Raw genomic sequence first — 12,103 nt, forward strand, 5'->3', positions numbered from 1 at the left:
ACCTATTCGGATGACGCCCGTGCAATGTGCAGGGCGAGGAACGCGACCTCTTCGTTGGGGAGGTCGGCGTCATATTCGTGGCGCACGAAGGTGCGCACCCGTTCGGCCGAGGCGACGGCCGCGGGATAGCGCTCGCTCAGGCTGCGGAACAGGAAGTCGTCTTCGCTCGTGAGCAGCTTGCCGGCGAAGAACCGTTCGGCGAAGTACTGCAGATGCGCGACGAACCGTGAGGAGTGCAGATCGTCGCGGTTCACGCGCACGCCGCTCGTGTGCGACACGATCTGGGTGACCTGCGCGATGAGCTGCACGACGCGCTGCGAGTCGATGCCCACCTTGCCGACCTCGGCGTTGACGAGGTGGAAGGCCACGTTGGCGGCCTCCTCGGCGGGTAGCTCGACCTGCAGCCGCTCGCGCAGCCGCTCGACGGCGCGCACCCCGATGGCGTGTTCGGTGGGGTAGACGGTGCGCATCTCCCACGCGAGCCGGTTGGCCACGAACAGCCCCCGACGCTGCCGGTCGACCGCGAAGTGCAGGTGGTCGGTGAGCGTCAGGTAGATGTGCGGGTCGAGCTCGAGACCGGAGCCCTCGGCATCCGCCACGATGGCGCGCGTGAGTTCGACGTATTCGGCCGGAATCTGGGCCAGCAGTTCGACGAGGTTGCGGTGGTCGGAGTCGTCGAGCGCCACGAACACCTGGTCCGCGGCGGTCGACGGCAGGGCGGTTCCGGCCTTCTGACCGAAACCGATGCCCTTGCCGAGCAGCACCCGCTCGACGCCGCGCTCGTCTTCGACGAGCACGACCGACGAGTTGAGCACCTTCTTGATGATCTGCATGCGTGACTCCATCGACACCCACCGCACCGGGCGGCGGGGCGACTACTCCAGGTCGGTGCCGTTCGAGGCGATGACCTTCTGGTACCAGAAGAACGAATCCTTGCGCAGCCGGTCGCCGGAACCGTTGCCGAGATCGTCCTGATCGACGTAGATGAAACCGTATCGCTTCGAGATCTGAGAACTCGATGCGCTGATCAGGTCGATGGGAGCCCAGCTCACGTAGCCCATGAGGTCGACACCCTCATCGACGGCCTGGATCATCTGCTCGAAGTGCCGGCGGAAGTAGTCGATGCGGTAAGGGTCGTGCACCTTTCCGTCATCCGTCAGCTCGTCGCGCATGCCCAGGCCGTTCTCGACGATGAACAGCGGTTTGTTGTACCGGTCGTACAGGTCGATGAGCGAGATGCGCAGGCCGACGGGGTCGATCTGCCAGCCCCACTCGCTCGACTCGAGGAACGGGTTCTTCACACCTAAGACCGTGTTGCCGGGCGTGCGCTCGGCGTCGGGGTTCACCGACTCGGTCATGGTCATGTAGTAGCTGAACGAGATGAAGTCGACGGGATGCTCGCGCAACAGCTCGACGTCGCCCTCGACGAACGGGATCTCGACGCCCATGCGGCCCAGCGCGTTGAGCGCGAGCGAGGGGTAGGCGCCCGCGGCCTGCACGTCGGTGCACAGGTAGAGCAGGCGCTCCTTGGCCTGGGTGGCGGCCACGTCGTCGGGGTGGCAGGTGTTGGGGTAGGTCGTCAACATGGTGAGCATGCATCCGATCTGCGCCTCGGGCCACAGCTCCTTGAGCATGCGGGTGACCGACGCGGATGCCACGAACTGGTGGTGCAGGGCCGTGTACGACGCCTGCAGCACGCTGCCCTCGACGGTCTCCTCGATGATGCCGCCTGACGTGAACGGGTGGCGGATCATGCCGTCGATCTCGTTGAACGTGAGCCACATCTTCACGAGGTGACCGAAGCGCTCGAAGCACGTGCGCGAGAACCGCTCGAAGAGCTCGATCGTGCGGCGCTCGACCCAGCCGTTGTGCTTCAGGGCCAGGGCGATGGGCGGGTCGTAGTGCGACAGGGTGACGAGCGGCTCGATGCCGACGCGCTGCATCTCTTCGAACAGCGCGAGGTAGTAGGCGACGCCCTCCTCGTTGGGCTCGAGTTCTTCGCCCGTCGGGTAGAGGCGGGTCCACGCGATCGAGACGCGCAGGGTGGTGAAGCCCATCTCGGCGAACAGCGCCAGGTCTTCGGGGTAGCGGTGGTAGAAGTCGATGCCGCGGCGCTTGGGGTAGTAGACCGTGTCGTCGTCCTCGAGAGCCGCCGTGATGCTCGCGACCGTGTTGACGTGGTGGAGCGCGTACTCCTTGGGGTCGGCCTTGGGCTTGTAGGTGGCGACATCCGAGACGGCCGGCCCGCGGCCCCCTTCGCGCCACGCGCCCTCGACCTGGTTGGCGGCGAGTGCGCCGCCCCAACGGAAACCTTTAGGCAGCGCCATGGGCGTTCTCCTTTTCTTTCGCTGTGACCGAGACGAGCGGTTCGCCCGCCTGAACGGCCCCGGTCTGGTCGACCGTGACGGTGTAGTCGTCGCTGTTGACGACGACGACCGGTGTGATGGTGTCGTAGCCGGCCGCGCGGATGGCGTCGAGGTCGGCCGTGACGAGCAGCTGGCCCGCATCGACGCGATCGCCGATCGAGACGTGCGCGGTGAACGGGGCGCCCTCGAGCTGCACGGTGTCGAGGCCGACGTGCACGAGCACCTCGACGCCGTTGTCGCCGCGGATGCCCACGGCGTGCTTCGAGTCCATGAGCGCCGTGACGGTGCCGCCGAGCGGGGCGCGCACGGCGCCGTCGGTGGGTCGCACGGCCGCACCCTGGCCGAGGATGCCGGCCGAGAAGACCGCGTCGTCGACGCTGTCGAGCGGCACGACCTCGCCCGTGAGGGGGCTGAGCAGGGCCGTCATGGTGGTGCCGGCCGCGGCGGCCGAGGCGTCGGCCGCGGGGGCCTCAGCGTCGGCGTCGGCGTCGACGCTGGCCGACGAGGGGGTGCCCGAGACGGCGGCATCCGATGCGGCGTGGCGCGGTGCTGCCGTGCCGGCGACGACGGATGCGGCGGGGACGGCTGCGGTCGAAGTGCCGGTGGCTGCAGCATCCCGCCCGCCGTTGGCGTTCTCGAGGGCGCGCACGGTGCCCGAGTCGGAGTCGCGCCACAGGATGGCCGACACCGTGAACGAGACCGCGATGGCGATGACGAGGCCGATGAGCGCATTGAGGAAGTTCCACGGGTTGGCGCCGTCGATGAACATCGAGATGCTCGCGGCACCGGGGCTGACCACGGCGAAGGCCGAGACCTGCGTGAGGCCGAGGTAGGCGCCGGCGGTCATGCTTCCCGCGACCACCGAGATGAGGGCGCGTCGGTTCTGCAGGGTGACACCGTAGAGGGCAGGCTCGGTGATGCCGAAGAGCGCCGAGACACCGGCCGAGATAGCCGTGGCGCGCAGCGTGCGGTTCTTGGTGCGCAGCGCGACCGCGAAGCTCGAGCCGGCCTCACTCATGTTGTGGGCCAGCGACGCGACGAGGTAGAACGAGTCCTTGCCGGAAGCCGCGACCGTGGCGAGCGTCGGCGGGATGAACGCCTTGTGCATGCCGACCGAGATGATGAGCGGCAGCACACCGGCGAGCAGCATCACGGCCACCCATCCGAGCGTGTTGTAGAGGCCCAGCATGGCGCCCGTGAGCAGCGTGCCGAGGCCGTAGCCGAGCGGGCCGAGCACGAAGATCATGAGCGGCGCGACGATGATGAAGCCCATGAGCGGCACGAAGAACGTGCGGATCGGCGCCCACGTGATCTTCGTGAAGAGGCGCTCGACACCCCACAGCACGACGACCGAGATGATCGCGGGGAACACCTGTGCGTTGTAGTTGACGTTGGGCACGGTTAGGCCGAAGAGCGCGACGCCGCCCTCCTGCGCCACGAGCGCCGTGAACGCGGGGAAGAGCAGCAGGCCGACGAGTCCGAGGGCCACGGGCCGGTTCACGTCGAGCTTCTTGGCGGTCGTGTAGGCCACGAGCAGCGGCAGGAAGCCGAAGACGGCGTCGGGGATGGCGCTCAGCAGCTTGAAGTTGTCGGTGGTGGGGTCGAGCCAGCCGAGGGCCGACGCGAGCACGAGCAGCGACTTGAAGATTCCCGCGCCGGCGATGGCGGGGATGATGGGCGTGAAGACGCTCACCACGAAGTCCATGAAGACCGAACCGGTGCGCTTCCACGAGAACGGCTTGCGGCCGCCGGGGCCACCGGATGCCGCGCCGCCCGTGGTGGCCGAGCCACCCGCGCCCGAGCCATCCGCCGCAGCGCCGGCAGCCGCGCCGGAGCCGCCCGAGGTGCGCAGCTTCTCGACCGCCGTGTACATCTCGGCGACCTTGCTGCCGACGATGACCTGCGTCTGCGGGCCCTTGACCACGCCGATGACGCCGGGAACGGCCTTCAGCGCGGCCTCGTCGGCCAGGGTGTCGTCGACCAGCGCGAAGCGCAGTCGGGTGGAGCAGTGCTGCAGTTTCGAGATGTTGGCGGCACCGCCGACATTGTCGAAAATCGCTTGCGCGCTCTCTGTGGTCGTCATGGATCCTCCTTGAACCGGGGTTGTCAGGACCGTTCCGGGCACAAAAAAAGGACCCGACCTCGCGCAACGTGCACGAATTGTCGGATCCTGCCTGCATGACCAGTCACATGTCCGCGAGAAAACTAACACGCGGCCGCGACGGGGCCAAATCGACACCTGTCTGGAGAGGCGCGGCGGGTCGAGATGCGCGGATCTGCGCGGCCGCGAAAAAACGGCGGGCCGGGTGCGGGGCTGTTCGCCCGGCATCCGGCCCGCCGATCTTCTCTCAATCGCGTGCCCCGCGCCCGACGCGCTAGGGGAGTGCGACAGTGGGCCCGGCGGTGGCCGTGGCGAGAGAGAAGTACACGAACCCGTTGGTCGGAGCGACCGCGTCGACGAGTCCGATGCGCAGGGCCGAGACCGCGTACTCGGGGCTCTCGAGGGGCGCAGCTCCCGGGTCGAAGGTGCTGCCCGGCAGCGGGTTCGGTTGGTCGGGCTGCACGTTGACGCCCACCGACAGCACGCTCGGCAGGGCGTTGAAGACACCGCCGACGGCCGTCAGGACCGGGTTCACCGCGGTGGCCAGCGTCGACCCGAGCGTCGTGACGAGACCGAAGAGGTTCGTGCTCAACGTGGCCGCGATCGGGGCGAGGAGGCCCGTGGTGAGGCCCGAGGTGAGGGTGCTCAGGATGGTCGTGATCGTCGGGAGGCCGAGCCCGCCGAGGATGATGTTGACCACCGTGACGACGCCCACGACATCCGTATCGATCGTGACGGGGGCCGTGCCGGCGCGGATGGAGGCGATGCTCGCGTTCACGTCGACATCGAGCGTCGCCACCTGCAGCCCGCTGTTCGGGCCCGAGCCCAGGATGCTGATCGCGCCCGAGAGGTCGATGGTGACCGTGGCGTTGTCGAGGGCCGTGGTGAGGGCCTGTGTGACCTGGGTGGTCCAGGCATCCAGCAGGTCGCCGACCCGGTCGACGAGCGGGTTGAGCACGGCGTTGTTGATGAGCAGCTCGGTGTTGGGGGCGAGATCGTTCAGCCCGTTCGCACCGTCGCCCAGCAGCGAGGCGAGATCGACCGACACGGTGCCCGCGCTCAGATCGATCGTGACGGTCCCGTCGGTGAGCGGCGTGGTCAGCAGATTCTGCACGGCGCCCGTGAGGTCGAGGTTGCTGATGGTCACGTTGCCGCCGAGGTTGACGCCCAGCAGCCCAGGGAGGTTGGCGGCGACCTGAGTGCGCACGAGATTGGCGATGCCGCCGTTCACACCCGAGAGCGCCGTGACGGCGGTGTTCAGGTCGGTGACGGTGTCGTTGACCTCGGTGACGAGCCCCGAGACGAGGGGGCTGTCGACGACGAGGTCGAGGCCGGCGATGCCGTAGTCGCGCGTGACACCCGTGACGCTGCCGTCGCCCCATTCGTCGCTTTCGCGGGCGGCGCACCAGTCGAGGGCCGATGACGCCGCGACCGCACCGACCTCGAGCGAGACATCCCCGACGCCCGTGAGGGGGCCGAGCACGTTCGAGAGCTGCAGTGTTGCGGGTTCGGGCAGCTCGGAGTCGGGCGTGGTCGACGTGACGCCGACGCCGCCCGAGTTGGTCACGAGGCCCGCCGCGCCCGCCGAGGTGCCGAGCGTGGATGACTGGCTGTACTGGTTGACGGCACCCGTCGAACCGGCGGGCAGGCCGACGCTGAGGCCCGTGAGGTCGAGCACGGCGAGGTCGTCGAGCACGCTCACGGCGAGCGGGTTGGCGTAGGTGCTGACCTCGGGGTTGGTGCCACCCAGGTCGACGGCGTTCGGCGGGTCGACGACGACGGGCTGGCCGGGCTCGCGCACGGTGCGGATGTCTCTCAGCTCGGCGATGTCGTCGAGGTCGATGCCGAGCAGCTGACCGCTCAGGAACGTGCCGGACGACGTGGTGCGGTAGTTCGTGTCGGTGCCGCAGTCGAAAGCCGAGGTGCCGACGGCGGGGGCGTGCACCCACTCGCTGTCACCCCACGACGCGACGGTCTGGCCGACGGTGGCGGGCACGGTGGCAACGACGAGTGCCGCCGCGGCCACCCCGGCGAGCGAGCCCAGCAGGCGGTTGTTGTCCGTGACCCTGCGCAGCAGGCCGCGCAGGGAACGCGGGTGCGGGGCGAGCCCGTGCCGGGACGGTGTGGTGCGGGTCATCGCAGGTCTCCTCGGTCGTCGGTGATGAGGGGGGTGCCGGTAGTGGCAGCGGCGGCGTTGCGTCGGCCGGCCGCGCGGGCCGACGAGACCACGAGGCCGAGGCCGATGGCTCCCGCGCCCAGAGCCACGAGGGCGACGATGTCGACGCCCGTTGCCGCGAGGGGCGAGCGGCCGGTGGCGCCGGGTTGGCCGCCCTGGCCGGGCTGCGCCGGTTGGCCGGGCTGGCCCGGGGCTCCGGGGGTGGCGCTCGGGCCGGGCGTCGCGGGCGTGCTGGGCGACGGGGTCGGAGTCGGCGTGGCCCCGATGCTGTCACCGGTCGCCGTGAGGGCGAATCCGATGTCTCCCGTGAGGTTCATGAGGCTCTCGTCGGCCGCGGCCTCGGGCGAGTCTTCGACGGCGAGCGTCACGAGCAGGAATTTGCCCGAGGCGGCGGTGAGGCCATCCAGGTCGAAGACGGGGCTCGTGGACGAGTAGTCGTCGAGCGGTGTGGCTTCGGTGACGAGCACCGGGTTGGCGGCGCACGTGGGGGCATCCGGGAGACCGGTCCATTCGGCATCGCAGCGCTCGACCGTGACCTCGAGGCCGCGCGGGTGGTCGACGAGTTCGCCGTCCTTGCGCATCTCGAGCGTGAGGCGGGCGGTCTCGGCATCCTGCAGGTCGGCGGCGATCTGCCAGCGGGCGGGCGAGCCGGGCGAGAGTTCGAGGAACTGCGCGGGATAGGGATCCGATCGCAGGGAGAGATAGCCGGGGGTGCCGGTCTCGGGAACGTCGTTCAGCACAGCGAACGCGCGGACCGAGAACAGGCTGGCCCCCGCGACGAGCACGAGGGTGGCGACGCTGGCGAGCACGAGCCGCAATGGGCTCCACGCTCGGTGCAGCTTCGTCGATGCGCCGATGGTGTGCACGAATCCTCCTCAGGATGTACGGACGGGCCAGAAGGCCCAGATGACGAGCAGCATGACCCCGAGGGTGAGGGCGCCGAAGAAGATCGGTGTCTGCATGATGGTGAGCGCGTGACCGATGAACGGAGCCCCGACGATGACGCGGTCGGCCGCGGCGACGATGTAGGTTTCGCGGTCGTTGGTGTCGTTGTCGTCGCCGCGCAGCGTGAGCTCGCGGGCCTCCGGTCCGGCACCCGACAGCGGGTCGACGGGGGCGATGTCGACGATGCGGTGGGTGACGGGCAGCGGCTGGCCCTCGCGGGGCACAGTGACGACGTCCCCGACGCGCAGCTCGGCGGCGGGCACGGCATCCTTCACGATGGCGGCCGCGCCCGTCGGCAGCGTCGGCGACATCGAACCCGTCATGAAGATCACGATGGAGAGGCCGAAGACGAGCGAGGCGACGAGCCAGAGGATCGACAGGATGCCGCCGATCCCGGCGATGAGGAGCAGGACTTCTTTGATGAGGCGGGTGGCGCGCGATCCGTTGGCGCGGGGGCGCCGACGTGGTTCGCGACCCGAGAGCGAGCGACGGGTCGGGACGGGGGTGGATGCGGGGGCGACGGGGGTGTCGCCGCCCACATCCGATCCGTCACGGTCGTGCGTGGGAGTGGTGCTGACCGTGTTCATGGTGTCCGTCCCGACCGTCTCGTCGTTCTCGTGCGTGATGTGCCTCAGCGGATGATGCGGGCTACTCGGACTCCGCGGCGAACTCCCACGCGGGCGCAACGGTGCGGCCCTGCAGATCGTCGAGCGTCGTGCCGGCGGGCAGCGTGGGCGCGTCGGGCAGAGTCAGCTCGAAGCAGTAGTACTGGGTGTTGCCGCTGTCCGCGTTCAGTGCCTGCGCGGCGTTACCCTCGGCGTCGGCGAGCGTGCCGTCGGCGATGGTGCTGGTGGGTGTGAAGGCGGCGGCGTCGCAGGCGACGGCGGTCGTGTTCACGGCGACGCGCAGCTCGAGCGCACCGAAGAGGACGCCATCGGCGTCGGTCACGGTGATGCCGTCGGCGGCAACGGCTGACTGCAGGTCGATGGAGCCGGCGACGGAGCCGTCGACCGTGCGCAGGGCGACCGGGGCATAGACCGAATCGCCGGGGCTGAGGCTCAGCGCGTCGAGGCCGAAGGTGAGTGGCGAGCCCGGGTTCTCCTCGTCCTGCACGAAACCGGCCGCGTCGAACGGTGCGGTGACGTTCTGTTCGACCTCGAAGGCGCTGGTGCCGACGCCGGGTCCGTCGCCCGCGGCGTTGCCGCCGAACACCCATTCGGTGTCGGTCCAGGCGGCCAGGGTGGCGGCGGTCGCGAGCCCGATGACGAGGCCGCCGGCCGCGATGGCCATGACCTTTCCTCGACGGGAGCTGCGCGGTGCGGAAACGTGTTGAGCCATGGTTTTCCCCTTGCTGATGCACGGTGACGTGCCCGTCGTCGAGCTGCGTCACATCACGTGTGCCACCCCGGACGGGGTAGCTGAGGAAAGCTTCGGGTTTTGGCGCGCAGGCGACCACACTGGCCCCGCGTTCTCCGTGATTACCCCCGTGTCCGGGCCTCTCGCCCCCGCAGTTCTGGTGCCTCGGGGGCCCGTCCCCTCCGAGTTCGACACGCGGTACTGGGACAAGTCAGTGGCCGAACTCAGTACTCGGGCGACGTAATCGGGATAGATTCTCGGCATACTGGGAGGGAAGAAGCAGGCTCAGGAGCAGCAGCGTCGCCGCGCCCGAGCACTACCCGAGTGCGAGTCTTTGGGGGACGAGTGCGATGAATGACGCAGAGCGTGGGACGGCATCGATAGCTGTCAAACGGTGGCCGGGGAGCCATCGCATGGTGGGCCGGGGGAAAAACCCGAGGCGGCTCTCCGAGTGTCTGATGGCGGGTCGCAGCGTCGTCATCGTCGGCGAATTCGGCTTCGGCAAGAGCTATCTGGCGTCGGCCGTGGCCGAACTGCTGCGCGCCGAGGGCATCGAACCCGTCACGCTGCTCGGGCTCCACCGCGACGGTACGACGGCCCTCGGCGGATCGCCCATGGCCGGAGGGCTCGACGATGCGCTCAGCTTCATCGACGAACGCATCGAGGCCGGGCACCCTGCATCCGCCCCGCCGCTCATCGTGCAGGTCGACGACGCGCAGACCCTGCACCCGCGCATCATGCGCCGCCTGACCGGCATCGCCGAGTCGGGAACGGCGACGCTTCTGCTGACCTCGACCCCCGTTGCCCTCGGAAGCGCATCCGACGGCGATCACCGTTACGACCCCGACACCGTTCGGGCGATCAACGAGCTGTGGATCGAACGCGGCGCCGAACGCGTGGACGTCGCGCCGCTCACCGCCCGCGAGGCCGACGAGTTGCTGAGCCAGGTGATGCCCGACGCGGTCTTCGACACCGTGTCGCGGGCGCTGATCTTCGCCAACAGCGGCGGTTCGCCCCAGCTCATCAAAGAACTCGCGGCCGCGGTGCACGCGCTCGACCCGAACGAATCGCCCATTGCGGCGTTCTCGAACCTACCGGCCCAGTCGCCCCGCATCCTCGACCTGCTGCAGCACCAGCTGCGCGTGTTGACCGAGCGGCAGCTGACCGCGCTCGCCACGCTGCACGTGACCGGGCCGATCCCGCTCGGCGTGCTCGGTGCGGCGGCCACCCGCGGCGACCTGCGGGTGCTGTCGCAACACGGATTCATCGCTTCGGATTACGCCTCGACCCAACTCGTGGTGCCGGGCGCTCTCTTCGCGGGCGCGGCCTTCGAGATCGCCGACCCCGACCGGGTGCACCAGGTCACGGGCGCATTCGGTGAAGCCATCCTGCGCGATGTCGACCACCTGCCGAGCCCCGCCCAAGCCATGGCGATCGCGGGGCAGTGGGGGTACGACGAAGAGCCGACGGCGCTCGCAGAATGGGGCGAGGAGCGCGTTGCCGAGGTGCTGTTGGCTGCCGCTTCGGGAAGCAACCGCTTGGGTGAGTATGTGCGCGCCGAACGGTTCGCCCTGCGCAGCCGCCGTCTGCATCCGTCGGTCCTGGCCGATGTCGAACGCTCGCGGTCGCTTGCGCAACGCGGCCGTCAGCGCTCGGCCCTGACCGTGCTCGGCGAGGCCGACGTGCGCGGGGCGTCCGCACCCGAGTTGGCCCGCCTGGTCATCTGGTGGGCCGAGCTGGCCGTTTCTCTGCCCGACGCGGATGCCGAACTCGACCGTCTCTTCGACACGGTCACGGCCTGGGTCGATGCGGGCCAGGCGGGCCCCTGCCTCGCCGCCGGTGTCGCCGTGGTGCGTGCCAATGTGATGGGCGACCCTGAGACGGCCATCCACCTGGGCGAGACGCTGCTGCGCGACCCCACGGCCGATCTCGCCACGCGCATCGTCGCCGGATGTCTGACCGCCCTGTTGCTCTGCCACACGGGCCGCTGCGGTCGCGCGCTCGACGCTATCGACGTGCTCGACTCCCTGATCGACGACATCTCGCCCGCTACCGTCGCCTTCGGTTCGGTGGACTATCGGGCGAAGGTGCGCGGCACCGAGGCCGTCATCCGCTGCACCGCCGGTTTCGACGTGGGCCTCGCGGCCGACAGCATGGTCGAATTGCTGGCCCGCCCGGATGCTCTCGACGATCGCTATTTGCTCGCCGCCATCAGCATGGTCGCGGCGCTCGTGGCGCTGCACGAGGGCGACGATGCCCGCGCCACCGTCGAGTTGCGGAGCGCCCAGCAGCGTCTCGACCCCTACGACATCGCGGGATGGCGACCCTGGATGCTCGTGCAGCTTGCCCTGGTCTCGGCGCGCCGGGGCGACGCCTCCGCGACGCGTCGCAAACTCGCCGCATCGGTCGGACGCATCACGCTCGAGGGGCAACACGCCTGGTTCGCCGCCGTCCTGGCCTTCATCCCGGGCGAAGGGGCCGACACGCGCACCGAACGCGATCGCGCCGTCACGCTCATGCTCGACCAGGACGATCCCATGGGGAGCGCCGTCGGGGCCTGGGGAATGTTCGAGCTGTTCCGGCTCGGCGCGCAGACCGACCGCATCGTCGATCGTCTCGAGCGCGTCGCATCCCTCACCGACGCACCGCTCCTGCATGCCAAGGCGGCCTATGCCCGGGCGCTTATCGACACCGATGGGGGTCGACTGGATGCCGCGGCGTGCCGATTTGCCCGCATGAATGCGTTCGGGCTGGCCGCCGATGCGTCCCGTCACGCCGCCGTCATCCATGCCTCGCTCGGCGACCACGCGGCCGCCCAGCAGAGCCGTGCGCACGCCGAACGACAGGAGTGGCGGCGCGCGAGCGACCAGGGCTCCGCACCCGCGCCGATCGTCGAAGTCGAGACGGCGGCGACGCTTACGCGGCGCGAGCTCGAGGTCGCCACGCTCGCGGCCACGGGGCGCAGCGACCGCGAGATCGCGCAGACGCTTTTCCTGTCGGTGCGCACCGTCGAGTCGCACCTCTACCAGGCGCGCCTGAAGCTCGGGGTGGCGTCACGGCGCGGGCTGGCCGCGGCGCTCGGGGTCGAACCCTCCGCTTAGGCCCGCTCCACCGCGGCGCCCGCGGCGCAGGCGGCCCCGCTGCCCAGGCGCTCCTCGG

General features: G+C 69.6%; 8 protein-coding genes. 1 reads left to right on the plus strand and 7 read right to left on the minus strand.

What is annotated here, in order from left to right; genetic code table 11:
* Positions 1-2: 2 nt before the first annotated feature.
* From ACUWEX_RS00545 to ACUWEX_RS00575, 7 genes are all read right to left on the minus strand, one after another.
* Positions 3-833, minus strand: a complete 831-nt coding sequence (locus tag ACUWEX_RS00545; protein WP_445996750.1) for a PRD domain-containing protein — start codon at positions 831-833, stop codon at positions 3-5.
* A 42-nt stretch (positions 834-875) separates the two neighbouring features.
* Positions 876-2,327, minus strand: a complete 1,452-nt coding sequence (locus ACUWEX_RS00550) for a glycoside hydrolase family 1 protein (protein ID WP_079726363.1) — start codon at positions 2,325-2,327, stop codon at positions 876-878.
* Complete coding sequence (locus ACUWEX_RS00555; RefSeq protein WP_079726364.1) at positions 2,314-4,449, minus strand: glucose PTS transporter subunit IIA; 2,136 nt, start codon at positions 4,447-4,449, stop codon at positions 2,314-2,316. Before ACUWEX_RS00555 ends, ACUWEX_RS00550 begins: the two co-directional genes overlap by 14 nt.
* 292 nt (positions 4,450-4,741) lie before the next feature.
* Entirely contained in the window at positions 4,742-6,604 is a 1,863-nt protein-coding gene (locus ACUWEX_RS00560) for a choice-of-anchor G family protein (RefSeq protein WP_445996751.1), read from the minus strand.
* Complete coding sequence (locus ACUWEX_RS00565) at positions 6,601-7,509, minus strand: collagen-like protein (protein ID WP_079726366.1); 909 nt, start codon at positions 7,507-7,509, stop codon at positions 6,601-6,603. Before ACUWEX_RS00565 ends, ACUWEX_RS00560 begins: the two co-directional genes overlap by 4 nt.
* A gap of 9 nt (positions 7,510-7,518) precedes the next feature.
* A complete protein-coding gene (locus ACUWEX_RS00570; protein WP_445996752.1) occupies positions 7,519-8,175 on the minus strand; it encodes a signal peptidase I in 657 nt (218 codons plus the stop codon).
* A 61-nt stretch (positions 8,176-8,236) separates the two neighbouring features.
* Entirely contained in the window at positions 8,237-8,926 is a 690-nt protein-coding gene (locus ACUWEX_RS00575) for a SipW-dependent-type signal peptide-containing protein (protein ID WP_079726368.1), read from the minus strand.
* Between the two features lie 476 nt (positions 8,927-9,402).
* Between ACUWEX_RS00575 and ACUWEX_RS00580 the strand changes: the two genes are divergently transcribed.
* Positions 9,403-12,045, plus strand: coding sequence for a LuxR C-terminal-related transcriptional regulator (locus tag ACUWEX_RS00580; protein ID WP_445996753.1), 2,643 nt, complete (start codon positions 9,403-9,405; stop codon positions 12,043-12,045).
* Positions 12,046-12,103 lie beyond the last annotated feature (58 nt).

The organism is Okibacterium fritillariae, assembly GCF_052783725.1.